Raw genomic sequence first — 26,150 nt, 5'->3', positions numbered from 1 at the left:
CGATGGCAACAGCGGCTCCGCACGCTCCCGCCCACGGACATCACGACGACGCCCATGCCCACCCGACCGGGTGGCGCCGCTGGCTCTTGTCGACCAACCACAAGGACATCGGCACGCTCTACCTGATCTTCTCGATCATGGCGGGCCTCGTCGGCGGCTTCCTCTCGATCATGATGCGCATCGAGCTGCAGCAGCCCGGCCTGCAGATCTTCGCCAACGGCCAGAGCTACAACGTTTTCGTCACCGGCCACGGCCTGATCATGATCTTCTTCATGGTCATGCCCGCGGTCATCGGCGGCTTCGGCAACTGGTTCGTGCCGCTGATGATCGGCGCGCCGGACATGGCCTTCCCGCGCATGAACAACATCTCGTTCTGGCTGACGGTCGCGGCCTTCGTGCTGCTCGTCATGTCGATGTTCATGGAGGGCGCGCCCGGCGCCCATGGCGTCGGCACGGGCTGGACGATCTACCCGCCCTTCTCCTCTTCCGGCCACCCGGGCCCGGCGGTCGATTTCGGCATCTTCTCGCTTCACCTCGCCGGCGCGGCCTCGATCCTCGGCGCGATCAACTTCATCACCACCATCCTGAACATGCGCGCGCCGGGCATGACGCTGCACAAGATGCCGCTCTTCGCCTGGGGCGTGCTGGTGACGGCGTTCCTGCTGCTGCTGGCCCTGCCGGTGCTCGCCGGCGCCATCACCATGCTGCTGACCGACCGCAATTTCGGCACGACCTTCTACGACCCGGCCGGCGGCGGCGACCCGATCCTGTACCAGCACCTGTTCTGGTTCTTCGGTCACCCCGAAGTGTACATCATGATCCTGCCGGCCTTCGGCATCATCAGCCACATCATCTCGACCTTCTCGAAGAAGCCGATCTTCGGCTATCTCGGCATGGCCTACGCCATGGTCGCGATCGGCGTCGTCGGCTTCATCGTGTGGGCGCACCACATGTACACCGCTGGCCTCTCGCTCAACACGCAGCGCTACTTCGTGTTCGCGACGATGGTCATCGCGGTGCCGACCGGCATCAAGATCTTCTCCTGGATCGCGACGATGTGGGGCGGCTCGATCCGCTTCACCGCGCCGATGATCTGGGCGATCGGCTTCATCTTCCTGTTCACCGTCGGCGGCGTGACCGGCGTGGTGCTGGCCAATGCCGGCGTCGACCGCTCGCTGCACGCGACCTACTACGTCGTGGCGCATTTCCATTACGTGCTGTCGCTGGGCGCCGTGTTCGGCATCTTCGCGGGCTTCTACTACTGGTTCCCGAAGATGAGCGGCTATGTGATCCCGGACTGGATCGGCAAGCTGCACTTCTGGGTCGCCTTCTTCGGCGCCAACCTGCTGTTCTTCCCGCAGCACTTCCTCGGCCTGGCCGGCATGCCGCGTCACTATGTGGACTATCCGGACGCCTTCGCCGGGTGGCATTTCTGGTCGTCGATCGGCTCCTACATCTTCGCCGCCGGTCTGCTGATCTTCTTCTACGGCGTGTATGTCGCCTTCTCCCGCAAGGAGCTCGCCGGCGACAATCCGTGGGGCGAAGGCGCGACGACGCTGGAGTGGACCCTGTCCTCGCCGCCGCCGTTCCACCAGTTCGAGACGCTGCCCCGCATCAGCGGCTCGGACCACTAGAGACCACAGGCGGCGGGCCCTCAGGCCCGCCGCCGCCCTTCCCCCGAGCGCCCCCTCACGGCGTTCCGGAGACGGGCGGCCCCGCCGCGAAGCTTCCCCCGGCGCTCGACAGCGTCGCCAAGGACAAAGACGACCGAACCGATGTCTGCTGCCTTCGAGACCCGTACCGACGGCGTTGCCCTGACCTCGACCGGCGAGGCGCGCGACTTCTTCGCGCTGCTGAAGCCGCGGGTGATGTCGCTCGTCGTGATCACCGCCATGGCCGGCATGGCGACGGCGCCGGGCTCGGTGCACCCCGTGATCGCGTTTGCCTCGCTGCTGGCGATCGCGGTGGGCGCCGGCGCCTCGGGCTGCCTGAATATGTGGTACGATGCCGACATCGACCAGTTGATGTCGCGCACCGCCAAGCGCCCGATCCCGTCCGGCCGCGTGCTGCCCTCGGAGGCGCTGGCCTTCGGCCTGACGCTGTCGATCGGCTCGGTGCTGGTGCTCGGCCTCGTCGCCAATTTGCTGGCGGCGGCGATGCTCGCCTTCACGATCTTCTTCTACGCCGTCGTCTATTCGATGTGGCTGAAGCGCTGGACGCCGCAGAACATCGTCATCGGTGGCGCCGCCGGCGCCTTCCCGCCGATGATCGGCGAGGCGGTCGTCACGGGCGATCTCGGCCTCCATTCGATCGTGCTGTTCGCGATCATCTTCCTGTGGACGCCGCCGCATTTCTGGGCGCTGGCCCTCGTCAAGGCGGCCGATTACGGCCGCGCCGGCATCCCGATGATGCCGAACGTCGCCGGCCCGGCCGCGACGCGCCGCCAGATCGTGCTGTACACGCTGCTCATGGCCCCCGTCGCCGTTCTGCCGGCCCTGATGGGCTTTGCGGGGCTGGCCTATCTCGTCGTTTCGGTGACGACGGGCCTGGCGATGATCGTGCTGTCGCTGCGCGTCTGGCGCCGGACCGAGGGCGAGGCCGCCACCAAGGCCTGCTGGTCGCTGTTCGGCTTCTCGATCCTCTATCTTTTCGGGCTGTTCGCCGTGCTGCTGGTCGAGAACGGCCTCGGGCTGATGTGGGCGCTGCCGAAGGTGATCGGATGAGCGCGCCGCAGAAGCAGACGCCGCCGGCCGCCTTCTCGCCGGAGGACATGGCCCGGCGCCGTCGCCGCTCGATCGCGCTCGCCCTCGTCTTGGGCGGGCTCGTGGTGTTCTTCTTCGTCGTGACGCTGGTGAAGACCGGCCCCGCCATTCTCAACAGGCCGCTGTGATGGACAAGCCCGCCTCAGCCCCGCAACGCCCCCAGAACCTCGGCCGCACCGCGCTGATCTGTACCGGCGTGGTGATGGGCATGACGGGCCTCTCCTTCGCGGCCGTGCCGCTCTACGACATGTTCTGCCGTGCGACCGGCTTCGGCGGCACGCCGAAGATCGGCACCGCCGCGGCGGGCAAGATTCTCGACCGGACGATGTCGGTGCGCTTCGACGCGAACGTCGCGCCGGGGCTGGGATGGAAGTTCGAGGCCGAGAGCTCCGAGATCAAGCTTCGGGTCGGCGAGACCAAGACGGTGTTCTACAAGATCACCAACCGGACCGACCGGCCGACAACGGGCATCGCGAGCTACAACATCGCCCCCGACAAGGGCGCGGCCTTCTTCGTCAAGATCCAGTGCTTCTGCTTCACCGAGCACACCCTGCAGCCGGGCGAAAGCCTCGAGGCGCCGGTGGTGTTCTACATCGACCCCGAGATCGCCGATAAGCGCGAACTCGACGGGCTGAAGGCGATCACCCTCTCCTACACCTATTTCGCCTCGAAATCGGGGCAGCCGCTGGCCCAGGGCGGGGGCAACCCCGTCAAGGATGACGCGGGCAAGACGAACCTGTAGAGACTTGCGCTGTAACGAGCGCTGCAAAAAGCCGGACGCGGAGACTGTAGATGGCCGGGGCCCATACCAAGAACCACGATTACCACCTCGTCGATCCGAGCCCGTGGCCTCTCGTCGGCTCGATCAGCGCGACCGTCATGGCGACGGGCGCGGTGATGTGGATGAAGGCGATGACGCTGGGCGGCATGAAGCTCGGCCCGCTCGTCTTCGGCATCGGCCTGCTCGGCGTGCTCTACACCATGCTCTCCTGGTGGATGGACGTCGTCCGCGAGGCGGAGAAGGAGGGCCACCACACCCGCGTGGTGCAGATGCACCACCGCTACGGCATGCTGATGTTCATCGCCTCCGAGGTGATGTTCTTCGTCGCCTGGTTCTGGGCCTTCTTCGACGCCAGCCTCTTTGCCGGCGAGGCGATCAACTACACCCGCAAGGAGTTCACCGGCGGCGTCTGGCCCCCGACGGGCATCCAGACCTTCGACCCCTGGCACCTGCCGCTGCTCAACACGCTGATCCTGCTGACCTCGGGCACGACCGTGACCTGGGCCCATCACGCGCTGATCCACGGCGACCGCAAGGGCCTGAAGCAGGGCCTGTGGCTGACCGTGATCCTCGGCGTGCTCTTCACCGCCTGCCAGGTCTACGAGTATTCGCACGCCGCCTTCGCCTTCAGCGGCCACATCTATGGCGCGACCTTCTATATGGCGACGGGCTTCCACGGCGCGCATGTGGTGATCGGCACGATCTTCCTCGCCGTCTGCCTGTACCGGGCCTATCTCGGCCACTTCAAGCCGCAGCAGCATCTCGGCTTCGAGTTCGCCGCCTGGTACTGGCACTTCGTCGACGTGGTCTGGCTGTTCCTCTTCGCCGCGATCTATGTCTGGGCGGCGGGCACGCCCGGCGCGCACTGAGGCAAGCCGCCATCAGAACCCTGGAAAGGCGGCCTCGGCCGCCTTTCGCTTTTCAGGAGGCCGCCATGGCCGACGACCAGCCCAGCCTGCCCTCGCCCTATTCGACCGGCCTCAAGGGCCGCTGCCCCCGCTGCGGCGAAGGCAAGCTGTTCGAGGGCTTCCTGAAGGTGCGGCCGCGCTGCGCGGCCTGCGGGCTCGATTACAGCTTCGCCGATTCGGCGGACGGGCCGGCCGTGTTCATCATGCTGATCGCGGGCTTCGCTGTGCTGGGCGCGGCGCTGGCGGTCGAGATCGCCTATGAGCCGCCGATCTGGCTGCATCTGGTGATCTGGCTGCCGCTGGCGGTGATCGTCTGCCTCGCCCTGCTGCGGCCGATGAAGGGCCTCGCGGTGGCGCTGCAATATGTCCACAAGGCGCAGGAAGGCAGGCGCGAACAGTGAGCGAGACCGCCCCCTCGGCTGCCCCCTCCCCGCGCCGTCCGCGCCTGCTCTGGCCAGCGCTGCTCTCGATTCTCGGCGTCGCGATCCTGTGCTCGCTCGGCAGCTGGCAGATCGCGCGGATGAGCGAGAAGCGCGCCTTCATCGAGCGCCTGACCGCGCAGGCGGCCGGCGCGCCCGCCGCCATGCCGCCAGCCGCGAGCTGGGCTGCGCTCGACCCCGCCGCCCTCGACCTGACGCGGGTGAGCGCTCGGGGGACCTTCATCGACGGCTTCGCCGGGGTCCGCACCACCATCGCCGCCGGGGAGCGCGGCACGCGCCAGCTCGCCGGCTTCGGTCGCTGGATCTTCCAGGGCTTCCGGCTCGACGATGGCGGCGTCATCCTGGTCAATCGCGGCTTCGTGCCGGAGGGGCGCCTCGGCGAGATCAAGCCGGCCTCGGGACCGGCGACGGTCACCGGCTTCCTGCGCGCAGCCGAGGCCCGCGGTTCCTTCACGCCGGCCGACCTGCCGGCGCAGCGCGAATTCTACACCCGCGACCCCGCCGCCATCGCCGCCTCGCTCGGCATCGGGGCAGCCGCACCATTCTATCTCGAGGCCGAGCGCCAGGGCGACGGGCTGACGCCCCCGGCCGGCGTCGATGCGAAGGAGCTGATCGCCCGCATCCCCGACAACCACCTCTCCTACGCGCTGACCTGGTTCGGGCTGGCGCTGACGCTGATCGGGGTGTTCGCGGCGTTTGCCTGGCAGGGGCGCAGGAAGGGCTAGGACATCGGTTGAGAGGTCGCGCCCGTCACAATAGGCCGTCATCCTGAACGAGCCGCGCAGCAGCGCAGTCCGGGATCCATCCTAGGGGATCGACGCTGCTCTATGATGGATCCCGGTCGACCTCCGGTCGCCCAGGATGACGGCCAGAGCTGGCGACTGCTGAGTGCTTCGAACAGTTCGACCGCTATCGCGTTCAAGGCTTTGCCCTCGCCGCCCGGCGGGCCTATAGCTGTCCTCACGCCGACATCACGCCAGATCACCGAGACAAGACGCCGTGCTGCATGTGTCCACCCGCGGGGAGGCTCCCGCCCTCTCCTTCTCCGATGCGCTGCTGGCCGGGCTCGCCCGCGATGGCGGGCTTTATGTGCCCAAGGCCTGGCCGGCGCTGACGCCCAGTGAGATCGCCGGCTTTTCCGGCCGCAGCTATGCCGACGTCGCCGAGCGGATCGTCGGGGCGCTGGCCGATGGCGATGTCGAGGGGTCGGCGCTGTCGGCGATGATCGCCGAGGCCTATGCCACCTTCCGGCACCCGGCCGTCTGCCCGCTCAACCAGATCGGCGACAATCTCTTCGTGCTGGAGCTCTTCCACGGCCCGACGCTCGCCTTCAAGGACGTGGCGATGCAGCTGCTCGGGCGGCTGATGGACCATGTGCTGAAGCTGCGCGGCGAGCGCGCCACCATCGTCGGCGCGACCTCGGGCGACACCGGCGGCGCGGCGATCGACGCCTTCAAGGGCCTCGAGCGGGTCGATGTCTTCATCCTCTATCCGCAGGGCCGCGTCTCGGACGTGCAGCGCCGGCAGATGACGACGGTCGAGGCCGACAACGTCCATGCGGTCGCGGTCGAGGGCACCTTCGACGACTGCCAGAATCTGGTGAAGGCGCTGTTCAACCATCACGCCTTCCGCGACGAGATCGGACTGTCGGGCGTGAACTCGATCAACTGGGCCCGCATCGCGGCGCAGGTGGTGTATTACTTCACCTCGGCCGTCTCGCTCGGCGCGCCCGGCCGCAAGGTCTCCTTCGCCGTGCCGACGGGAAATTTCGGCGATGTGCTGGCCGGATACGTCGCCAAGCGCATGGGCCTGCCGGTCGAGCGGCTGCTGATCGGTACCAACAGCAACGACATTCTGGCGCGCACGCTCGCCACCGGCGCCTACGAGATGAAGGGCGTGCACGCCACGACCTCGCCCTCGATGGACATCCAGATCTCCTCGAATTTCGAGCGGTTGCTGTTCGAGGCGCATGGCCGCGACGGCGCCGCGGTGCGCCGGCTGATGCAGTCGCTGCAGCAATCGGGACGCTTCGAGATCGCGGAGGGGCCGCTGGCCGCCATCCGCGCCGAGTTCGACGCCACCGGCATCGACGAGGCCGCGACCTCGGCCGAGATCGGCCGCACCTGGCGCGAGGCCGGCTATCTGCTCGATCCGCATACCGCGGTCGGCGTCGCGGCGGCGCGCGGCGGGCTCGCGCGCGATCCGGCGACGCCGATGGTCGTGCTCGGCACGGCCCACCCGGCCAAGTTCCCCGCCGCGGTGAGGGCGGCGAGCGGCGTGACGCCGGCTCTGCCGGCGCATCTCGGCGATCTGATGGAGCGCGAGGAGCGCTTCACGCTGCTGCCCAACGACCAGAGCGCGATCGAGGCCTTCGTGCGCGCCAAGGCGCGGGCGGTGCGGAGCGCCGCGGCATGAGCGCGGAGATGAGCGCGGCCGGCCCGGCCGAGACGGGCGAGGTCGCAGCCAGCGGGGTGCGCGGCGCGCATGACCCCTCCGTCGGGCTGACCACGCTGCCGTCTGGCCTGCGCATCGTCTCGCAGCGCATGGACCATGCCGCCACCGTCTCGCTCGGTATCTGGATCGGCGCCGGCTCGCGCGACGAGCTGCCCCATGAGCACGGGCTCGCCCATCTGCTCGAGCATATGGCCTTCAAGGGGACGGCGCGTCGGAGCGCGCTGCAGATCGCGGAAGAGATCGAGAGCGTTGGCGGTGATCTCAACGCCGCGACCTCGGTCGAATACACCTGCTACACCGCCCGCGTGCTCGGCTCCGACCTGCCGCTGGCGGTCGACATCCTCTCCGACATCCTGACCGCCTCCTCGCTGAGCGAGGACGAGCTGAAGCGCGAGAAGGGTGTGATTCTGCAGGAGATCGGCGCCGTGCAGGATACGCCGGACGATCTCGTCTATGACCGGTTCCTGCAGGCGGCCTTCCCGGACCAGCCGCTCGGCCGGCCGATCCTGGGCACCGCCGAGACGGTGAAGAGCTTCACCCCCGACGCGATCCGCGCCTATCTCGCGCGGCATTACCATGCCGGCAACATGGTGCTGGCGGCGTCCGGCGCGGTGGATCATGGGCAGTTGGTGGCGCTGGCGGAGCAGCATCTCGCCGCCCTCCCCGCCAGTCCCGCTACGCCGCCCGCCCGCGAGGAGGGCCATTATCGCGGCGGCGAGGCGCGCGTCGGCAGCGACGAGGAGCAGGTCCATCTCGTGCTCGGCTTCCCGGGCCAAGCCTTCAAGGACGGCGCGCATTATCCCCTGCAGATCTTCTCCTCAGTGCTCGGCGGCGGCCTCTCCTCGCGGCTGTTCCAGGAGGTGCGCGAGAAGCGCGGGCTCGCCTATGCGATCGACGCCTTCCACTGGCCCTTCTCCGATTGCGGCGTCTTCGGCATCGGTGCCGGCACGGCGCCGGAGGATGTGGGCGAGCTGATCGAGGTCGCGCTCGCCTGCCTGCGGCAGGCGGCGGAGGACACGACGGAGGCCGAGGTCGCCCGCGCGCGGGCGCAGATGAAGGTCGGGCTGCTGGCCTCGCTCGAAAGCCCCGGCGGCAAGCTCGACCAGATGGCGCGGCAGGTGCTGCTGTTCGGCCGGGCGATTCCGCGCGAGGAGCTGGCGGCGCGGCTCGATGCGGTGACGCTGGAGGATGTCCGCGCTGCGGGGCGCTCTCTGCTCGGCCACCAGCCGACGGTGGCGGCAGTCGGCCCGCTCAAGGGCCTGCCGCCGGCCAAGGCGCTCAAACATGCGGCGCGGGCGGGCGCGTGACGCCATGGCGCTGTTCCGCTTCTCGACCGAGCCGCCGACACGCCCGCTGATCCGGACCGAGAACCTGATCCTGCGGGCGCCGCAGGCCTCGGACTACGCGGCCTGGTCGCTCTTGCGCATCGAGAGCCGCGCCTTCCTGACGCCCTGGGAGCCGGTCTGGAACGAGGACGACCTGACGCGCAACTCCTTCCGCCTGCGCGTCAAGCGGGCGGCGCGCGAGATCGCGTCCGACGAGGCGTATTCGCTGTTCGTGCTCGATGCCCGCAGCGAGATGCTGCTGGGCGGACTGACGCTCGGGCTGGTGCGGCGCGGCGTCGCCCAGGCCTGCACGCTCGGCTACTGGATGGGCGCGCGCCATGCCGGCAAGGGCCATATGAGCGAGGCGGTGCGCGGCGCGCTGCGCTTCGCCTTCCAGGAACTGGCGCTGCACCGCGTCGAAGCGGCCTGCCTGCCGAACAACGAGCCCTCGCGGCGCCTGCTCGAGCGCGTCGGATTCCGGCATGAAGGCTTGGCGCGCTCCTATCTGCGCATCAACGGCGCCTGGGCCGATCATCTGCTCTATGCCGCGCTCGCCAGCGACCGGCTGCCGGGCGAGGGACGATGAGCCGGCACGGCGAAGGCTGGGGAGGCCGGGGCGACCATGCCTTGTCCTCGCCACGAGCCGCCGATAGGACTGGCTCCCGACGCCGCATGACCGTTCCCCGATCCAGATACGAGCGCAGCTTGACCCTCACCGACCGATGCCTCCGCTTCGGCCTCGCCGTCGCCGGGCTCGCGCTCTGGTTCGTTCTCGCCGCAGCCGCCCCGGCCGCCGCGGTGGAAGCGGTCCGTGTGCCCGTCGACGCGCCGGTGCTCGACCTGACCAATGTCGTCGAGCGCAACAAGTCCGATGGCGACGTCATCCAGATCTCGACCGCGCCGGGCCCCGACGGGATCGTGCGCCGCATCGCGGTGCGGGCGCGCGAATCGGGCGCGCGGCCGGACTGGATCGTCTTCGCGCTGACCAATGATTCCGATGAGCAGATCGACCGGCTGCTGGTTGCGCCCTTCCATCGGCTGATCGGCTCGGGCGTGATCTGGCCGGATCTCGGCGACAGCCGCATCGAGGCCGTGACCGCGAGCCAGGGGCTGTCCCCGGATCGCGAGGCCAGCCCCGATGCCGACGTCTTCCTGATCACGCTCGACCCCGGCACGACGGTGACCTTCGTCGCCGAGCTGAAATCCTCCAACCTGCCGCAGCTCTATCTCTACGAGCAGGAGGCCTATCGCCAGAAGACCAACGGGCTGACGCTCTACAAGGGCATCATCATCGGCATCGCCGGCCTGCTGGCGCTGTTCCTGACGATCATCTTCGTGGTCAAGGGGGCGGTGATCTTCCCGGCCGCCGCGGCGCTGGCCTGGGCGGTGCTGGCCTATGCCGGGCTGGATTTCGGCTTCTTCCAGCGCATCTTCCCGCTGACGCCCGCGATCGAGCGGATCTACCGGGCCGGCGCCGAGGTGGTGCTGGCTGCGACGCTGCTCGTCTTCCTCTTCGCCTATCTCAACCTGGCGCGCTGGCATGTGCGCTACAGCCACGTCACCATCGTCTGGATGCTGGGGCTGGCGGCGCTGGTCGGGCTGGCCGTCGTCGATGCGCCGATGGCGTCCGGCATCGCGCGCATCTCGATCGCGGCCGTGGCGGCGGTCGGCTTCGTGCTGATCCTGCATCTCGCCACCCATGGCTATGAGCGCGCGGTGATGCTGATCCCGACCTGGTTCCTACTCGCGGTCTGGGTGACCGCGGCGGGCTTCACGGTGACCGGCCAGTTCCAGCGCGATCTGGTCGCGCCGGCGCTGCTCGGCGGGCTGGTGCTGATCGTGCTGCTGATCGGCTTCACCGTGATCCAGCACGCCTTTGCCGGCAGCGGGCTGTCGCAGGGGCTGGTTTCGGATACGGAGCGCCGTGCGCTGGCGCTGTCCGGCTCGGGAGACCTCGTCTTCGACTGGGACGTCAGCGCCGACAAGATCTTCGTCTCGCCGCAGATCGAGACGCTGCTCGGCCTGCCGCGCGGCGCGCTCGAAGGCTCGGCCTCGCGCTGGTTCGAGCACATGCATGTCGCCGACCGCGACCGCTATCGCGTCTCGCTCGACGCGGTGCTGGAGCAGCGCCGCGGCAAGCTCAATCTCGACCTGCGCCTGCGGGCGGCCGGCGGCAACTACCACTGGTTCAACCTGAAGGCGCGGCCGGTGATCGGCTCCGACGGCGAGGTGGTCCGCGTCATCGGCACGCTCGCCGACGTCACCGAGCAGCGCACGGCGCAGGAGCGGATGCTGCACGACGCCGTGCATGACAACCTCACCGGCCTGCCCAACCGCAAGCTGTTCCAGGACCGGCTTTCGGCCGTGTTCGGCTTCTGCCGTGCCGATGAGAGCATCCGCCCGACCGTGCTGGTGATCGACATCGACCGCTTCAAGCAGGTCAACGAATCGGTCGGCTTCTCGGCGGGCGATTCAATCCTGCTGACGCTGGCGCGCCGGCTCGGGCGGCTGCTGCGGGCGCAGGACACGCTGGCGCGCATCGGCGGCGACACCTTCGCGATGATCCTGGTGTCCGAGCGCGACCCCGAGCGCATCCTGGCGCTGGCCGAACTCGTGCGCCGCGCCGTCTCGACGCCGATCACCTTCGCCGAGCGCGAGATCCTGCTGACGCCTTCGGTCGGGCTCGCCTTGTTCGATCCCGCGCCAGCGGCGCGCAAGGACGACGCACTCAAGAACGCCGAACTCGCCATGGCCCATGCCAAGCGCCAGGGCGGCAACAAGATCGAGGTCTTCGTGCCGGCGATGCGGACCGACCGCAACGACCGGCTGGCGCTGGAGAGCGATCTGCGCCGGGCGATCGAGCGCGGCGAGATCCAGGTCATGTACCAGCCGATCGTGCGGCTGGAAGACCGCACAATCGCCGGGTTCGAGGCGCTGGTGCGCTGGGATCACCCGCGCGAAGGCCGGCTGATGCCGGCTGATTTCCTCTCCATCGCCGAGGAGACCGGGCTGATCGTCGATCTCGGCGTCTATGTGATGGACCGCGCGGCCCGCGAACTCGAAGCCTGGCAGGCGGCGCTCGAGGTCGATCCTCCGATCTTCGCCAGCGTCAACGTCTCGAGCCGGCAGCTGCTGCGCCACGACCTGCTGCACGACGTGAAGACCGTGTTGGCTCGCCGGCGCATCCTGCCCGGCACGCTCAAGCTCGAGATCACCGAGAGCCTGGTGATGGAGAACCCGGAATATGCCGCGCAGATGCTCTCGCGCATCCGCGATCTCGGCGCCGGCCTCTCGCTCGACGATTTCGGCACCGGCTATTCCTCGCTGTCCTATCTGCAGCGCTTCCCCTTCGACACGATCAAGGTCGACCAGAGCTTCGTCAGGCAGATGGGCAGCGGCAAGCCACCGGTGATCCTGCGCTCGATCGTCCAGCTCGCCGCCGACCTGCGCATGGATGTGGTGGCGGAAGGGGCCGAGACCGAGTCGGATGCGATCGAGCTCTACCAGCTCGGCTGCCAATATGCGCAGGGCTACATCTTCGGCCAGCCGATGAGCGCGGCGGAAGCGCGACGGCTGATGGGCGCGGCGGCTGCGAACTCCAGCGAGGCGGCATAAGGAGCGGGCGTCATGTCCCGGTCCGAGCCCGGCAGGACTTGAAACCGGATCCCGGCTCTGCGCTGCCCTTCGCCTGAAAGCGGCGGATGGCCTCAGGCGTGCCCAGCCTCGCTCGACAAGAAGGCCGGATCGATCCCGATCTTGCCAAGCGCGCGGGCGTATTTCGTCTCGACGCCGTCGTCGAACAGCAGGGCGGGGTCGGCGGCGCAATGCAGCCAGCCATTGGCCTGGATCTCGGATTCGAGCTGGCCGGCGCCCCAGCCGGCATATCCCAGCGCCAGCACCGCGCTCTCCGGCCCGCTGCCGATAGCGATGGCGCGCAGGATGTCGAGCGTCGCAGTCAGGCAGATGCCGTCATCGATCGGCAGCGTCGCCGATTCGAGGAAGAAATCAGCCGTGTGCAGCACGAAGCCGCGCTTGGTCTCGACCGGGCCGCCGCGCAGCACCTGCAGCTTTTCGGCCTGGCTCGGCAGCCGAATCAGCTCCTCGGAGGGGATGACGTCGAGCTGGACGAGAAGATCGGGAAAACGCGTATCGGCGGCGGGCTTGTTGACGATGATGCCCATCGCCCCATCCTCGGAATGGGCGCAGACATAGACGACGCTGCGGCTGAAGCGCGTATCGGCCATGCCGGGCATGGCGATGAGGCACTGCCCGTCGAGATAGCTGCGGCCGCTGAGGCGCTGGTTCGAGCCGATCTTCATGACGCCATGCTAAATCAAATCCGGCGGCGCTGGAAACAGGCTTCGCGTTGCGGCAGCGTCTCTTTGCGACCGCTCGCGTCAGGATCACGCGATTGTTCGTGCCGGCATGGCGGATTTTGTCGCAATTCGCGGCTAGGTCTCATAAATGTCTGCTGTGCAACGTCTTCTCACCCTCCTCGCGGTGCTCGCCGCCGCGCTGGCGACGCCCGCCCTCGCTCAGGAAGCGGCGATGTCGCCCTGGTCGAAGGGTGACCACGCGTCGCTGCGTCTCATCGCCGGCGCGACCGCCGCCTCCGGCAAGCAGCGCGTCGGCGTCGAGATCCTGATGGCGCCGGGCTACAAGACCTATTGGCGCAGCCCCGGCGATTTCGGCGTGCCGCCCGTGTTCGACTGGAGCGGATCGACCAATATCGGCGGGCTCGACGTGCGCTGGCCGGCGCCCGAGCGCTTCGAGGACGGGAACGGCCATTCCCTCGGCTATGTCGGCGAGGTCGTGATCCCCGTCTCGGTGCAGCCGGCCGATCCGGCCAAGCCGGTGATGCTGGTGCTGAAGCTCGACTATGCCGTCTGCGAGAAGATCTGCATCCCCGTGAAGGGCGAGGCGCGGCTCTGGCTCGAGCCCGGCGTCACCGCGGTGACCTCGCCGCGGCTGGAGCGCTTCGAGGCACGCGTGCCGGCGCCGGTGAAGCTCGGGCCCCAGAAGACGAGGATCTCCGTCCTCGAGGCGAAGCTCGACGAGGGCGCGATCGAGCCCGGCCTGCGCCTCGTGCTGCAGGCCCCTCCCGAGGGTAAGGTCGAGGATGTCTTCATTGAGGGCGCCGGGATGTGGTCCTTCGGCAAGCCGACACTGAGCCTCCAGCCGGACGGCACGACGCTGGCGCTGCTTCGCATCGTCGACCGGCCGAAGGGCGCGGCGGGGCCGATCCCCTTTATCATCACCGTGCGCGGCAAGCCCGCCGCGATCGAGACGCGACTCGACCTCGACATCCCCGCCGCCAAGCCCTAATCGGTTGGCCGGGCGGCAGCTGCCGCAGGGCCTTCACGGAGAACAGGCGCGATGACCATCAAGGTGGGTGACAAGCTTCCGCAGGCGACGTTCCGGCTCATGGGGTCCGAGGGACCGGTGGCCAAGACCACCGACGAGCTCTTCGCCGGCAAGACCGTCGTGCTCTTCGCCGTGCCCGGCGCCTTCACGCCGACCTGCCACAAGAATCACCTGCCGGGCTTCATCGCCAAGGCGGCCGAGATCAAGGCCAAGAATGTCGACGCGATCATGGTGACCAGCACCAACGACGTCTTCGTCATGGACGCCTGGGCCAAGGCGACCGGCGGCGCCGGGCTGATCGAATTCCTCTCCGACGGCAATGCCGATTTCGCCAAGGCGATCGGCCTCTCGATGGACGGCTCGGGCTTTGGCCTGGGCACCCGCTCGCAGCGCTACTCGATGATCGTCAAGGACGGCGTCGTCGACAAGCTGAACGTCGAGGACGGACCCGGCAAGGCCGACATCTCCGGCGCCGAAGCCCTGCTCGCCCAGCTCTGAGCCGAGGCGCTTCCCTCATCGAGCCCGCGTCGTCCGCAAGGATGGCGCGGGCTTTTTGCTGGGTGGGAGGGGGGATCCGCCTGAGGCGCCGCAGCGTCTATCGGCTAACGTCGTCGCAGGAAGCTGCTGCCGTTCCGGTGGCCTGGCGGGAGTGATCGATTGTGAGAAGCGAAAAGCAGAAGATGCTGGCGGGCGAAGCCTACCGGCCCGGTGATCCGGAACTCCAGGCGGATGCCCAGCGTGCCCGCGCGTGGATGGTCCGCTACAACACCACCCTGGCGGCATCACCCGACGAGCGGCGGGTGATGCTACGCGAATTGTTTGCTCATGTCGGCGAAGGCGCCGTCGTGCGTCCGCCTTTCCATTGCGATTACGGCCAGCACATCTCTCTCGGCGATGGCGTCTTCTTGAATTTCAACTGCGTCATCCTCGACGTCGCTCCCGTGGTGATCGGCGCCCTGACGCAGGTCGGACCCGGCGTGCAGTTCCTCACCGCCGACCATCCGCGCGATCCCGAGCTTCGGCGCGCCGGGGTCGAGAGCGGACTCCCCATCACTATCGGGGCGAATGTCTGGATCGGTGGCGGCGCGCTGATCCTGCCGGGGGTCACGGTGGGGGATGATGCCATCATCGGAGCGGGGGCCGTCGTCACCCGCAACGTCTCCGCAGGGACGACCGTCATGGGCAATCCAGCCCGACCGCGCGGCAAGGCCTGACGGGTCATTGACCTCTCTCGTCATTCGCGGCGGGAGCGCGCGACGCATGACTGCCTCGACGAGGTCACGACTGACAAAAGGGAAGGCAAGAGGCGCTGGTCGCCACGTGGCGCCATCCCACGCCCCCGCCCTGATCGATCCGATCTCGCTTCGTCATGAGACAGCCCGGCGGGGCGGCGTTAGGCTTCGCCGAGATCGCCGGAGCCTGCCATGACCGCCCTGACCGCCCTGACCATCCGCCCCCTCGCCCGATCCGACCGCGCCGGCTGGGACCCGCTCTGGCAGGGCTATCTGACCTTCTACAAGGCGACGCTGCCGGCCGGGACCGACGACGTCACCTTCGCCCGGCTGACCGGCGGCCGCGAGCCGATGGGCGGTTTTGTGGCGGAGCGCGAGGGCACTTTGATCGGCCTCGTCCATTGGGTGATCCACCGCACCACCTGGCGCGAGGCTGATATCTGCTATCTGCAGGACCTCTTCACCGCACCCGAAGCGCGCGGAACCGGCGCGGGGCGCGCGCTGATCGAGGCTGTCCGGCAGATGGCGCAGGCCAAGGGGTGCTTTCGCGTCTACTGGCAGACGCATGAGAGCAATCTGCCGGCGCAGGCGCTCTACGACAAGATCGCCGACAAGTCCGGCTTCATCGTCTATCGCCAGCCGCTCGGCTGAAAGGTCCGGCGCGCAGGGCATGGACGCAGCGTGCGCCAGCCCCTATCCCGATTCCGGCGCCTGACGAGGCGGCTGGGATGGAGACGGCGATGCGGGCGGCGGGACTGGCATTTCGGGCGATCATCGCGCTCGCGGCGCTCGGCATGATCGGCAGCGGGCTCGTGCTGCTCGGCGAGGCCGGCACCAATCTGCTGGCGGCGGCGCGCGCCATGCTGGCGAACGACCATGCCCAGAGCACGATCTCGCTGGTGATGAAGACGATCGACGAATGCCTGTTCGCGGTCATCATCACCCTGCTCGGCGCCAAGGTGATCGCGAGCTTCGTCCTCGCGGAGCGCGTCACGGCGGGCGACGACCTGCCCTCCTGGATCCGCCCGAGCGAGATGGGGGAGCTGAAGAGCACCTTCTGCCAGGCGATCCTGGTCTATCTCATCGTCGATTTCGCCACCGACATGGCCACCGCCGACAGCAAGCTCGAACCCGGCTATCTCGTCCTGCCGGCGGCGATCCTGCTCATCGCCGGCGCACTGAAGCTGATGCCGCATGGCGGCGCGGCGAGCGGGCCGCAGAGCGAGACGCATTGAGGGCGCTAGCCCGCGGTCACCGCCCCGGCTTGAACGGCGCCATGCCGGCGCGGGCCAGTTCGTCGGCGCGCTCGTTCATCGGGTCGCCGGCATGGCCCTTGACCCATTTCCACTCGATCCTGTGCTGCTTCAGCGCCGCGTCGAGGCGCTTCCACAGCTCCTCGTTCTTGACCGGCTTGCGATCGGCGGTCTTCCAGCCGTTTTTCTTCCAGCCATGGATCCAGGCGGTGATGCCCTGGCGCAGATACTGGCTGTCGGTGTGCAGCGCGACCGTGCAGGGCCGCGTCAGCGATTCCAGCGCCGCAATCGCCCCCATCAGCTCCATACGGTTGTTGGTGGTCATCGCCTCGCCGCCGGACAGCTCCTTCTGCGTGCCCCTGTAGGAGAGGATGACACCCCAGCCGCCGGGCCCCGGATTTCCGGAACAGGCGCCGTCCGTCCAGACTTCGACGGTGTCGCTCATCGCCTCAGCCCGTAGTCGCGGGCATCGGCGACGCGCTGGTGGAAGGCGAGCTTGCGGTCGTATTCGAGCGGGTCATGCGGCTTGACCAGCGCGCCCGGCGGCACGTTGAGCCAGTCGACCAGCCGGGTCAGCAGGAAGCGCAGCGCCGAGCCGCGGCAGAGCTGCGGCAGCGCCTCGATCTCGGCTTCCGTCAGCGGGCGCACGCTCTCATAGCCGGCGAGCATGGCCTGGCCCTTGGTCAGGTTGAAGGAGGCATCGGCCTCGAAGCACCAGGAGTTCAGGCAGATCGCGAGGTCATAGGCGAAGGCATCGGTGCAGGCGAAATAGAAGTCGATCAGCCCCGAGAGCCTGTTCTTCAGGAAGAAGACGTTGTTGGGGAAGAGATCGGCGTGGATGACGCCGCGCGGCAGCCCTTCCGGCCAGCCGGCCTCGTGCACCGCGATCTCGGCCGCGACGCGTCCCGCCAGCCCCGCCGACACCGTATCGGCGGCCGCACCCGCCTGCTCCGCGAGAGGGCGCCAGCCGGGCACGGAGAGCGCATTCACCCGCTCCATGCCGAAATCGGCCCCGGCCTGGTGCAGCAGCGCCAGCCCGCGGCCGAGCTCCTGGCAATGCGTCGCGGTCGGCCGGCGCACCGACAGCCCGTCGAGGAAGGTCACGATGGCGGCCGGGCGCCCGGCGAGGCGGCCGAGCATCTCGCCGCGGCTGTCGCTGACCGGCTGCGGGCAGATCAGCCCGCGTGCCGCCAGATGCTGCATCAGCCCGAGGAAGAAGGGCAGATCATCCGGGTTCACCCGCTTCTCGTAGAGGGTGAGGATGTAGAACCCTTGCGTGGTGTGCAGCAGGTAGTTCGAGTTCTCGACGCCCTCGGCGATGCCCTTGGCGGAGAGGAGATCGCCGATGCCGTAGCGCGCGACGAATGCCGCCATCTCGTCATCGGGTACTTCGGTATAGACGGCCAAAGCTCTGCTCGCTCACTCGGCGGCTGCGGGCGCATCGCGCAATTCGCGCGGCAGCGGAAAGAAGACGTTCTCGTCGGCGGTCGAGACGGTCTCGACGCGGACCTCGTAGCGCTCGGCGAAGGCGTCGATGATCTCCTCGACCAGCACCTCGGGCGCACTGGCGCCGGCGGTGATGCCGAGCGTGCGGATCGACCCGAAGACCGACCAGTCGATCTCGTCCGTGCGCAGAACGAGCCGGGCGACCGGGCAGCCGGCGCGCTCGGCGACCTCGCGCAGGCGCTGCGAGTTCGAGGAGTTGGGCGAGCCGACGACGATCAGCGCCTCGACCTGCGGAGCGACGCGCTTCACCGCTTCTTGGCGGTTCGTCGTGGCGTAGCAGATGTCTTCCTTGTGCGGCGCGATCAGCTCCGGGAACCGCGCCTGGAGCGCCTCGACGATGCCGCGCGTGTCGTCGACCGAGAGCGTGGTCTGCGTGACATAGGCGAGCGGCTGGCCGGCCGGGGGGGTGAGCTCCGCGACGTCCTCGAGCGTCTCGATCAGGGTGATCGCGCCCGGCGGCAATTGCCCCATCGTGCCGATCACCTCCGGATGGCCGGCATGGCCGACGAGCAGGATGTGGCGCCCGCGCTTGTGATGGACCTCGGCCTCGCGATGGACCTTGGTGACGAGCGGACAGGTCGCGTCGATGGCGAAGAGATTGCGGGCATTCGCCTCCGCCGGCACGGATTTGGCGACGCCATGGGCGGAGAAGATCACGGGCCGCGTCGCATCCGGCACCTGCGACAGCTCCGCGACGAAGACGGCGCCCTTCCGCTTCAGCGATTCGACCACGTATTTGTTGTGAACGATCTCGTGGCGGACATAGACCGGCGCGCCATGCAGCGTCAGCGCCTTCTCGACCGCGTCGATCGCGCGCACGACGCCCGCGCAGAAGCCGCGCGGGGCACAGAGCAGGATATCGAGCGGCGGCTTGGTCACGCGGGGCTCCGGTTGGACAGCGGTCTTCTTTCGGCGTGGCGCGGGCGATGTCAAGAAAGGCGGCCGGCATCGGCATGCGGCGGCGATGGCCCTCGCCTGCCGACACGGGAGCGCCTAGAGAAGGCGACCGATCCCCGCAGACCGCCACCCTCGGCCGGAGCCCGTCGACGCGCCATGCCAGCCGCATGCTCTGCCGCACCGAGCGCTTCCGCCAGCAGGCTGCGCCCGTGAATCACCAAAGCCCGCCCCAGACGGCCGTCTTCGTCAGCGGCTCGCTGATGCGCCATGTCGCGGTGATGACCGGGACCGGCGCGATCGGGCTGATGGCGATCTTCGTCGTCGATCTGCTCTCGCTGCTCTACGTCTCCTGGCTCGGACGCCCCGAGGCCACCGCCGGCGTCGGCTTCGCGACGATCGTCCTCTACCTGATGATCTCGATCAATATCGGGCTGATGATCGCGGTTTCCGCCCTGACGGCCCGGGCGCTCGGCGCCGGCGAGCGCGAGGCGGCGCGGCGCATCGCCAGCTCGACGCTGGTGCTGATGGCACTCGCCGCGCTGGCCCTGACGGCGATCGCGCTGCCCGCCCTGCCCTCGCTGCTGCGCCTGCTCGGCGCCCATGACGAATCCTACCGCGTCGCGCTCTCCTTCCTGTGGATCGTACTGCCGTCCAACGTCCTGATGGCGGTCGGCATGGGACTGTCGGGCGTGCTGCGGGCCGTCGGCGATGCGCGCCGCGCCATGTTCGTGACACTGGGCGGCGGCCTCGCCACGGCCGGGCTCGACCCGCTGCTGATCTTCGGGTTCGGGCTCGGGCCGGACGGCGCGGCCTGGGCGATCGTGATCTCACGCGTCGTCATCGTCGCGACCGGGTTCCATGGGGCGGTGCGCGTGCACGACATCGTCGCTCGCCCGAACCTCGCCGGTGTGCGCCGCGATAGCGCCGCCACCATGGCCATCGCCGGCCCCGCGATCCTGACCAATCTCTCCAATCCGATCGCCAACGCCGTCTTCGCCGGCATCTTCTCCCGCTTCGGCGACGGAGCGATGGCGGCACTGGCGATCATGGACCGGCTCGTGCCCGTCGCCTTTGGCGTCCTCTTCGCGCTGACCGGGGCGGTCGGGCCGATCCTGGCGCAGAACTGGGGCGCCGGACGCTTCGACCGGATGCGCGCCGGGCTCACCGCCTCGGCGCAGTTCGCGATCGGCTGCGTCGTCGTCTCGGGGGTGGCGCTGGCCCTGCTGCGGGCGCCGATCGCGGCCGCCTTCGGCGCGACCGGGCTGACCGGCGAACTGCTGATGTTCTTCTGCCTCGTCGTCGGGCCGATGTGGATTTTCGTCGGCCTGCTCTTCGTCGCCAACGCCGCCTTCAACAATCTCGGCATGCCGCTGCTCTCGACGCTGTTCAGCTGGGGGCGGGCGACTCTGGGCACGATCCCGCTGGCCTGGGTCGGCGCGCACTATGCCGGGCCGAAGGGGGCGCTGGTCGGCTCCGCGCTCGGGGCCGTCGTCTTCGGCATCGTGGCGCTGGTCTTCGCCTATCGCGGCATCTCCCGGCTCGAGCGACGCTCCGCTGGCGGCTGACGAACACCGGGCACGGCTTGCCTCCCCCCTTTCCGCTGTTATCGTCGGCCGTTCAGGCGGCGACAGACCGCGCAGCAGCCGGAGGCACGCCATGATGACCCTGTTCGAGATGATGCAGCAGGCCCAGAACGGCCAGGCGATGCAGAACCTCGCCCGGCAATACGGGCTCAGCCAGCAGCAGACGCAAGCCGCCATCGAGGCGCTTCTCCCCGCCTTCTCGATGGGGCTGCAGCGGCAGACGCAGGATCCTTACGCCTTCGGCTCGCTGGCCCAGATGATGACCGCCTCCCCGTTCGGCCGCATCTTCGACGCCAATGGCGACGGCATTCCCGATCAGGCGCGCAGCGCGGGCACCGATGTGCTGAGCCAGATCTTCGGCTCCAAGGAGGTCAGCAACGCCGTGGCGGCGCAGGCGGCGGCGACCAGCGGCGTCGGCCAGGCGGTGCTGAAGCAGATGCTGCCGGTGATCGCCGCGATGGTGATGGGCGGGCTGACCAAATCGATGCAGAGCAGCGGCTTCGGCGGCATTCTCGGGCAGTTCGCCGAGATGATGCGCGGCCAGATGCCGGGCCTGCAACCCGCCCCGCCACCTCCGCCGCCACAGCCGGCCAACCCCATGAATCCGTTCGAAGCCATCCTCGGCAGCATGTTCGGCAACGGGCAGGTGCCCGCCGGCGGCCAGACGCAGGGGGGCGGGCCGTTCGGCGGCGGCCAAATGCCGGGGGGTCAGGCCGGCATGGACCAGATGGGCGGAATCTTTGGCCAGATTCTCACCGGCATGCTGGGCGGAGCGCAATCCCAGCCGGAGCCGGAGACCCGCACGGCGCGTCGGGCGCCTGAGCCCGAGCCGCAGGACGACGTGCCGCCGGCGGGCGCCGGGCCGGGCGCAATCGGCCTCGACGCGCTCAACCAGATGTTCGAGACCGGCCGCCAGGTGCAGGACAGCCATCAGCAGGCGATGAAGTCGATCTTCGACACGATGTTCGGCGGACCGGGCCGGCGCTGAGCCGACAAGAAAAAGGGCGGAGGCACGAAGCCTCCGCCCGCAGGAACGTGCAGCCCCAAGGGGTCAGGCGCTGCACGCAACCGTGTCGGCCACCGCCGCTCGCCGCGCGGGCGCCACCGGCTCCAACCGGGCGGGTCTGGCGGGAGCGACCCGCTCCGCCTGCTGAAGCGCGGCCTGGCGGCGCAGCGAGGCGACGCCGTGGCGGGCGCTGGAGCGCTCGGCGAGGACGAGCGAAGGGTCCGACAGCCAGGAGACCGAGAGCGCGCCGTCGAGATCCGAACGGACAAGACCGATGTCCTTGAGCCCGCGCTCGTCGAGCTCGCCCAGGCGCATCACCTCTCGGCGATGGATCAGGGCTTTGACGATGGCATTCACCGGCCGCAGCGTGAGGGTCGCGACACGCGCGGCACCGACCGAAACGGACGAGAGCGACTTCGTGGCGAAGGTCATGAGCAGCATGACGGCCTCCTGTGGACGGATGAGAGCGGGCATCGCGCTGCAGCCTGGACGCACCGTTTGGCTGAAGCGGATGATGCAAAGAGCCTAGCTTTCGACTGGTCATCAGCCAAACGAATGGTTATGATATCTCACAACACGGATATTGATGATCCATCCGCGAGGGTTTTCGATGGCCCATGTCCTCGACGCCGACCAGCTCAAGACCTTCGTCGCGATCGCCGATACCGGCTCCTTCACCCGCGCGGCAGAGATCGTGTTCAAGACCCAGTCGGCGGTGTCGATGCAGATGAAGCGGCTGGAGGAGCGCGTCGGCCGGCCTCTGTTCGGGCGTGACGGGCGCCATGCCAAGCTGACAGAGGATGGCGAGCGCCTGTTGGACTATGCCCGGCGCATCGTGCGGCTGAATCTCGAATGTGTGGCGAGCTTCGCCGATGCCGACCTCAAGGGGCGCATCCGCCTCGGTGTATCGGACGATTACGCCGACCGCTATCTGCCCGAGATCCTGGCGCGATTCGCCCGCTCGAATCCCGGCGCCGAGGTGACGGTGGTCTGCGAACCGACGCCTATGCTGGCCGAGCGGATCGCCACCGGCGACATCGATCTCGCCATCATCACCCATGTCGAGAGCCGCGGCCAGGGCGAGATCATCCGCATCGAGCCGCTTCTCTGGGTCACCTCGGCGCGGCATGGCGTGCATGAGGAGGACCCGTTGCCTCTGGCGCTGGGGCGGCCGAACTGCAACTGGCGGCAGGCGGCGGTCGACGCGCTGGAGAATAAGGGCCGGCGCTTCCGCGTGCTCTATGCGAGCTGGAACTCGACCGCGGTCGGCGCGGCGGTCGTCGCAGGGCTCGCCGTTTCCGTGTTGCCGGAGAGCGCCGTCCGGCCAGGCATGCGGATTCTCGGCCCGTCGGAGGGGTTCGCGACGCTGCCCTCCTGCAAGATCGGGCTGCTGCGCACGCGCTTCGACCCCTCGGTGCTGTCGAATGCACTGGCCGAGCACATCATCCAGAGCCTGGACAATCTGGCGAGCTTCAAGACCGCGGCGGAGTAACGCCGGTCTGCACCTTCAGCCCTTGAAGCCGGCGGCCGTCAATTCGAGCAGCGCCTTCAACCTGTCGCCCATAAGGGTTGCGCCCGCGATGATTGCCAGCGACACTAGGGTGGCGATGAGGCTGTACTCGATCGCCGTTGCACCGCGCTGGTCGCGGGCGAATCTTTTCATGAGGGCGCGGAGCGTCTGCATCGCGCCAGCATGCGAGGCAATCTCCGCAATCCGGTTAACGCCCTGCGCGACATTTGCTAGATCGCCCGCGTTTGACGGTTATAGTTTAAACTCCGTAAACAGCGGCGCGATCTCGCCGCCCCATTCTGTCTCGAACCGGGCCGCGAGATCCTGCGCCACCGTCCTGTCGGCTGCGACGAGCGCCTCGAGCGGATCGAGGAAGCCCGTCTCGTCGGCCCCTTCGCCATTGCGGCGTGCGCGACGCGCCAGCCCGGCGCGCGACTGGGCAAGCACCTCGCGGGCGATCTCGCGCAGTTGACGCCTGGCGATGGTGGCGGCGAGGCCCTCTCTCGGCACGGCGTCGCGCAAGGCCTGGCGCTCCTCTGCACTCCAGCCCTTCACGATCTCCCATGCGGCGTCGAGCGAGGCAGGGTCATAGAGCAGGCCGACCCAGAAAGCCGGCAGCGCATTGAGCATCTCCGGCGGCCCGGCATCGGCGCCTCGCATCTCGAGGAACCGCTTCAGGCGCACCTCGGGGAAGAGCGTCGAAAGATGGTTGGCCCAGTCGGAGATCGTCGCCTTCTCGCCGGGAAGCTGCGCGAGCTTTCCCGCCAGAAGGTCGCGGAAGGAGCCGCCTGCGACGTCGTGATAGGTGTCGCCGCGCTTGACGAAATACATCGGCACATCGAGCGCCCAGTCGACATAGGCCTCGTAGGACATGCCATCGTCGAAGGCGAAGGCGAGCATTCCGGAGCGGGCGGCGTCGGTGTCGCGCCAGATTTCGGAGCGCATCGACTGGAAGCCGTTGAGCCTGCCTTCCGTGAAGGGCGAGGACGCGAAGAGCGCCGTTGCAAACGGCTGCAGGGCGAGCGAGACCCGCAGCTTGCGGACCATGTCCGCCTCGCTGGCAAAGTCGAGATTGACCTGGACCGTGCAGGTCCGGAACATCATGTCGAGGCCGCGCGAGCCGACCTTCGGCATGTAGTTGGCCATGATCTTGTAGCGCCCCTTGGGCATGACGGGCGTCTGGGCGCGCGTCCACAGCGGCGAATGGCCGAGCGAGACGAAGCCGATGCCGTGCTCCTGCGCCACGGCCTTGACGTCGCGCAGATGGCCGCCCAGTTCCGCCGCGGTCTCGTGCAGGGTTTCGACCGGTGCGCCCGAGAGTTCGAACTGCCCGCCGGGCTCCAGCGAGATTGCGCCGCCGCCGTCGACCCCGGCGAGGCCGATGATGTGGCCGGCGTCCATGATCGGCTCCCAGCCGAGCTTCGCCTGCATGCCCTCGAGCAGATGGCGGATGCCGCCGGCGGCCGGGCGACCGCCGGATGCCGCCCGGCCTTCATAAGGGACGGGTGCGAGGTCGTCGCTATAGAAGGCGAACTTCTCGTGTTCGGTGCCGAGACGGAAGGCGGAAGGTGGTTTCTCCCCCGCTGCGATCCAGGACACCAACTCGTCCTTGGAACCGATCGGGGTGGAGTCGGACACGTCGCGAGCCATGGGCGCTCCGGCAGAAGAACAGGACGGCCAGATTGCCGTCCATGTCTCGGGACATGGGGGCTCGGGCTCCGGGAGCGCCAGACATAGGCGAGCCGCGAACGCTCGACAACGACCCTCGCCGCGCGTTGGCGGATGAGTGGCGAACGCAAGGCGCAGAACGGAGCCGGCCCGGGTCGTGCCCTAGGCAGCGCCGCCCTGGCGGGCCCAGCCGGTGCGATCGAGCCGCGTTTCGGAGGCGATCCAGTCGACCACGGCTGCAAGCCCGGCATTCTGCCCGCCGGATCGGCCGCGGGCCTCCTCGAAAACCGCAAGTTGAACATCGGCACTGGTGCCGTTCGTGACGACGTCGTTGCAGAGGGAGAGCTCTGCCTCGCAGCCCAGAGCACGGGCATCGTCCGCGAGGCGGCTGACCAGATCGCCGACCAGGTCGGGGACACTGCGCATGCTGCGGCTCGGCTCGTCGATCAGCCCGCCATGGATGCCGTAGCGCTGGGCGCGCCAGAGGTTCTCGCAGGCGATGGCACGCGAGGCGGGCGTCAGATCGGCATTGAGCCCGGGATGGCGCAGGAGATGCCGGACGAGGCAGCGATAGAGCGCGACGATGGCGAGGGTATCGTCCAGCCGCGTGCAGGAATCGGCGATGCGCAGCTCCAGGGTCGGAAGCTTGTCGGAGGGTCGGATCGCCCACCAGAGATAGCTGCCATCCTTGATCGCGCCGGTCGCAACCATGGTGTCGAGATAGGCCCGGTAATCCGCCGGGTCGGCGAAGAGGTCCGGCAGGCCGGTGCGCGGCAGCTCGCCATAGGCGGCGAGCCGATAGCCCATCAGCCCGGTGCGGCGCCCCTGCCAGAAGGGCGATGAGGTCGAGAGGGCAAGGATGACCGGCAGGAAGGGCATGATCCGCGCCATCAGCCGGATTCGCTCGTCCGCATCGGCGACCTCGACATGGACATGCAGGCCGCAGAGCTGGTTGCGGCTGCCGAGCATCTGCAGATCGCGCATCAGCGTATCGTAGCGCGCGGCTTCGGTGGCGCGCTGGCGCGACCAGGCGGCGCTCGGATGGGTGCCGCAGGCGAGCAGCAGCATGTCATGCTCCAGCGCCAGCCCGGCCAGCCCGGTGCGGAGCCTTGTCAGGGACCGCCGCGCCTCGTCCATCGTCCGGCAGATCGGCGTCGCGACCTCGATCTGCGACTGCAGCATCTCGCGCTGGACCTCCTCGGGAAAGGCGCGCTGGGCCGCTTCGATGAAGGCAGCGGAGACCTTGCGTCCGATCCCCCGCGTCACCGCGTCCGCCAGAAAATACTCTTCCTCGATGCCGAAGAGGCCCTCGTTGCTCATGCGCTCATCCTCGTGGCGGACCTTGGGCCCGGTCGCCGAGCCATCGCGGCGACACCCGACCGGCGGGCGCGCCAGACTGCGCTCGATTGAGTCGAGAATGCGTCCCCCATGACCGGCCAAACGTTGCAGGGGCAGCGGCGT

The 26,150-nt window shown here is 68.6% G+C and carries 27 protein-coding genes; 19 read left to right on the top strand and 8 right to left on the bottom strand.

Translation table 11 applies throughout. The features are described 5' to 3' along the window. Positions 1-2: 2 nt before the first annotated feature. The 11 genes from ctaD to AX750_RS24295 all read left to right on the top strand — a co-directional run bounded on the left by ctaD (position 3) and on the right by AX750_RS24295 (position 12,285). On the top strand, positions 3-1,634 hold the full coding sequence (gene ctaD / locus AX750_RS24340) for a cytochrome c oxidase subunit I (protein ID WP_066721103.1): 1,632 nt from the start codon (positions 3-5) through the stop codon (positions 1,632-1,634). 141 nt (positions 1,635-1,775) lie between these two features. Beyond that, positions 1,776-2,723 carry a heme o synthase gene (locus tag AX750_RS24335; protein WP_066721100.1) on the top strand — a complete coding sequence of 316 codons (948 nt, stop codon included), beginning with the start codon at positions 1,776-1,778 and terminating at the stop codon, positions 2,721-2,723. Further along, positions 2,720-2,890 carry a hypothetical protein gene (locus AX750_RS26670; RefSeq protein WP_197426618.1) on the top strand — a complete coding sequence of 57 codons (171 nt, stop codon included), beginning with the start codon at positions 2,720-2,722 and terminating at the stop codon, positions 2,888-2,890. Before AX750_RS24335 ends, AX750_RS26670 begins: the two co-directional genes overlap by 4 nt. Then, positions 2,890-3,504, top strand: coding sequence for a cytochrome c oxidase assembly protein (locus AX750_RS24330; protein WP_066721098.1), 615 nt, complete (start codon positions 2,890-2,892; stop codon positions 3,502-3,504). Before AX750_RS26670 ends, AX750_RS24330 begins: the two co-directional genes overlap by 1 nt. A gap of 50 nt (positions 3,505-3,554) precedes the next feature. Then, positions 3,555-4,412, top strand: a complete 858-nt coding sequence (locus tag AX750_RS24325) for a cytochrome c oxidase subunit 3 (RefSeq protein ID WP_066721095.1) — start codon at positions 3,555-3,557, stop codon at positions 4,410-4,412. A 65-nt stretch (positions 4,413-4,477) separates the two neighbouring features. Then, positions 4,478-4,852: a DUF983 domain-containing protein gene (locus tag AX750_RS24320; RefSeq protein ID WP_066721092.1), complete on the top strand. Its 375-nt coding sequence runs from the start codon at positions 4,478-4,480 to the stop codon at positions 4,850-4,852. Next, positions 4,849-5,616, top strand: a complete 768-nt coding sequence (locus AX750_RS24315; RefSeq protein WP_066721089.1) for an SURF1 family cytochrome oxidase biogenesis protein — start codon at positions 4,849-4,851, stop codon at positions 5,614-5,616. Before AX750_RS24320 ends, AX750_RS24315 begins: the two co-directional genes overlap by 4 nt. A 274-nt stretch (positions 5,617-5,890) precedes the next feature. Beyond that, the gene (thrC, locus tag AX750_RS24310) at positions 5,891-7,306 is read left to right on the top strand and encodes a threonine synthase (RefSeq protein WP_066721086.1); all 1,416 of its coding nucleotides are present in this window, start codon (positions 5,891-5,893) and stop codon (positions 7,304-7,306) included. Continuing rightward, entirely contained in the window at positions 7,303-8,652 is a 1,350-nt protein-coding gene (locus AX750_RS24305) for a pitrilysin family protein (protein ID WP_082735045.1), read from the top strand. Before thrC ends, AX750_RS24305 begins: the two co-directional genes overlap by 4 nt. A gap of 4 nt (positions 8,653-8,656) precedes the next feature. Further along, positions 8,657-9,256 carry a GNAT family protein gene (locus AX750_RS24300; RefSeq protein ID WP_066721192.1) on the top strand — a complete coding sequence of 200 codons (600 nt, stop codon included), beginning with the start codon at positions 8,657-8,659 and terminating at the stop codon, positions 9,254-9,256. 212 nt (positions 9,257-9,468) lie between these two features. Further along, positions 9,469-12,285 (top strand): EAL domain-containing protein, encoded by a 2,817-nt coding sequence (locus tag AX750_RS24295; protein ID WP_280939925.1) that lies wholly within the window; start codon positions 9,469-9,471, stop codon positions 12,283-12,285. Positions 12,286-12,377: 92 nt separating this feature from the next. Here AX750_RS24295 and AX750_RS24290 read toward each other — a convergent pair whose 3' ends face one another. Continuing rightward, positions 12,378-12,989 (bottom strand): YqgE/AlgH family protein, encoded by a 612-nt coding sequence (locus AX750_RS24290; RefSeq protein ID WP_066721081.1) that lies wholly within the window; start codon positions 12,987-12,989, stop codon positions 12,378-12,380. A 145-nt stretch (positions 12,990-13,134) separates the two neighbouring features. On the opposite strand from AX750_RS24290, the gene AX750_RS24285 reads away from it, so the two are divergent. The 5 genes from AX750_RS24285 (at position 13,135) to AX750_RS24265 (ending at position 16,501) form a co-directional block, all read left to right on the top strand. Beyond that, the gene (locus AX750_RS24285; RefSeq protein WP_066735426.1) at positions 13,135-13,995 is read left to right on the top strand and encodes a protein-disulfide reductase DsbD domain-containing protein; all 861 of its coding nucleotides are present in this window, start codon (positions 13,135-13,137) and stop codon (positions 13,993-13,995) included. A 51-nt stretch (positions 13,996-14,046) separates the two neighbouring features. Further along, the gene (locus tag AX750_RS24280) at positions 14,047-14,532 is read left to right on the top strand and encodes a peroxiredoxin (protein ID WP_066721075.1); all 486 of its coding nucleotides are present in this window, start codon (positions 14,047-14,049) and stop codon (positions 14,530-14,532) included. Positions 14,533-14,693: 161 nt separating this feature from the next. Beyond that, positions 14,694-15,248 carry a sugar O-acetyltransferase gene (locus tag AX750_RS24275; RefSeq protein WP_066721071.1) on the top strand — a complete coding sequence of 185 codons (555 nt, stop codon included), beginning with the start codon at positions 14,694-14,696 and terminating at the stop codon, positions 15,246-15,248. A gap of 210 nt (positions 15,249-15,458) precedes the next feature. Further along, the gene (locus AX750_RS24270; RefSeq protein WP_066721068.1) at positions 15,459-15,917 is read left to right on the top strand and encodes a GNAT family N-acetyltransferase; all 459 of its coding nucleotides are present in this window, start codon (positions 15,459-15,461) and stop codon (positions 15,915-15,917) included. Between the two features lie 77 nt (positions 15,918-15,994). Then, complete coding sequence (locus AX750_RS24265) at positions 15,995-16,501, top strand: YqhA family protein (protein WP_066721065.1); 507 nt, start codon at positions 15,995-15,997, stop codon at positions 16,499-16,501. A 16-nt stretch (positions 16,502-16,517) separates the two neighbouring features. On the opposite strand, the gene rnhA is transcribed toward AX750_RS24265, so the two are convergent. Genes rnhA through ispH form a run of 3 tightly spaced genes read right to left on the bottom strand, consistent with a single transcriptional unit; the run spans position 16,518 to position 18,904 of the window. Then, positions 16,518-16,964, bottom strand: coding sequence for a ribonuclease HI (rnhA, locus tag AX750_RS24260; RefSeq protein WP_066721062.1), 447 nt, complete (start codon positions 16,962-16,964; stop codon positions 16,518-16,520). Further along, the gene (locus tag AX750_RS24255; RefSeq protein WP_066721059.1) at positions 16,961-17,926 is read right to left on the bottom strand and encodes a homoserine kinase; all 966 of its coding nucleotides are present in this window, start codon (positions 17,924-17,926) and stop codon (positions 16,961-16,963) included. The genes rnhA and AX750_RS24255 overlap by 4 nt, the downstream gene beginning before the upstream one ends. 12 nt (positions 17,927-17,938) lie before the next feature. Continuing rightward, the gene (gene ispH, locus AX750_RS24250) at positions 17,939-18,904 is read right to left on the bottom strand and encodes a 4-hydroxy-3-methylbut-2-enyl diphosphate reductase (protein WP_197426617.1); all 966 of its coding nucleotides are present in this window, start codon (positions 18,902-18,904) and stop codon (positions 17,939-17,941) included. Positions 18,905-19,089: 185 nt separating this feature from the next. Between ispH and AX750_RS24245 the strand changes: the two genes are divergently transcribed. Continuing rightward, positions 19,090-20,487, top strand: coding sequence for an MATE family efflux transporter (locus AX750_RS24245; protein ID WP_066721054.1), 1,398 nt, complete (start codon positions 19,090-19,092; stop codon positions 20,485-20,487). Between the two features lie 91 nt (positions 20,488-20,578). Further along, the gene (locus tag AX750_RS24240) at positions 20,579-21,493 is read left to right on the top strand and encodes a DUF937 domain-containing protein (RefSeq protein ID WP_066721052.1); all 915 of its coding nucleotides are present in this window, start codon (positions 20,579-20,581) and stop codon (positions 21,491-21,493) included. A gap of 63 nt (positions 21,494-21,556) precedes the next feature. Here AX750_RS24240 and AX750_RS24235 read toward each other — a convergent pair whose 3' ends face one another. Further along, a complete protein-coding gene (locus AX750_RS24235; protein ID WP_066721050.1) occupies positions 21,557-21,952 on the bottom strand; it encodes a DUF1127 domain-containing protein in 396 nt (131 codons plus the stop codon). A 169-nt stretch (positions 21,953-22,121) separates the two neighbouring features. Between AX750_RS24235 and AX750_RS24230 the strand changes: the two genes are divergently transcribed. Further along, the gene (locus AX750_RS24230; RefSeq protein ID WP_067255132.1) at positions 22,122-23,003 is read left to right on the top strand and encodes a LysR substrate-binding domain-containing protein; all 882 of its coding nucleotides are present in this window, start codon (positions 22,122-22,124) and stop codon (positions 23,001-23,003) included. Between the two features lie 15 nt (positions 23,004-23,018). On the opposite strand, the gene AX750_RS25745 is transcribed toward AX750_RS24230, so the two are convergent. The 3 genes from AX750_RS25745 to AX750_RS24220 all read right to left on the bottom strand — a co-directional run bounded on the left by AX750_RS25745 (position 23,019) and on the right by AX750_RS24220 (position 26,009). Next, positions 23,019-23,174, bottom strand: a complete 156-nt coding sequence (locus AX750_RS25745; protein WP_348626299.1) for a Flp family type IVb pilin — start codon at positions 23,172-23,174, stop codon at positions 23,019-23,021. A gap of 99 nt (positions 23,175-23,273) precedes the next feature. Continuing rightward, the gene (locus AX750_RS24225) at positions 23,274-24,671 is read right to left on the bottom strand and encodes a glutamate--cysteine ligase (RefSeq protein ID WP_066721048.1); all 1,398 of its coding nucleotides are present in this window, start codon (positions 24,669-24,671) and stop codon (positions 23,274-23,276) included. A gap of 180 nt (positions 24,672-24,851) precedes the next feature. Then, positions 24,852-26,009, bottom strand: a complete 1,158-nt coding sequence (locus AX750_RS24220; protein WP_066721046.1) for a carboxylate-amine ligase — start codon at positions 26,007-26,009, stop codon at positions 24,852-24,854. Between the last annotated feature and the right edge of the window lie 141 nt (positions 26,010-26,150).

The organism is Methylobacterium sp. CCH7-A2, from assembly GCF_001557075.1.
GTDB classification, from domain to species: domain Bacteria; phylum Pseudomonadota; class Alphaproteobacteria; order Rhizobiales; family Beijerinckiaceae; genus Allobosea; species Allobosea massiliensis.
Note: the sequence above shows the minus strand (reverse complement) of the source record. Positions and strands in the feature narration are given on the sequence as shown.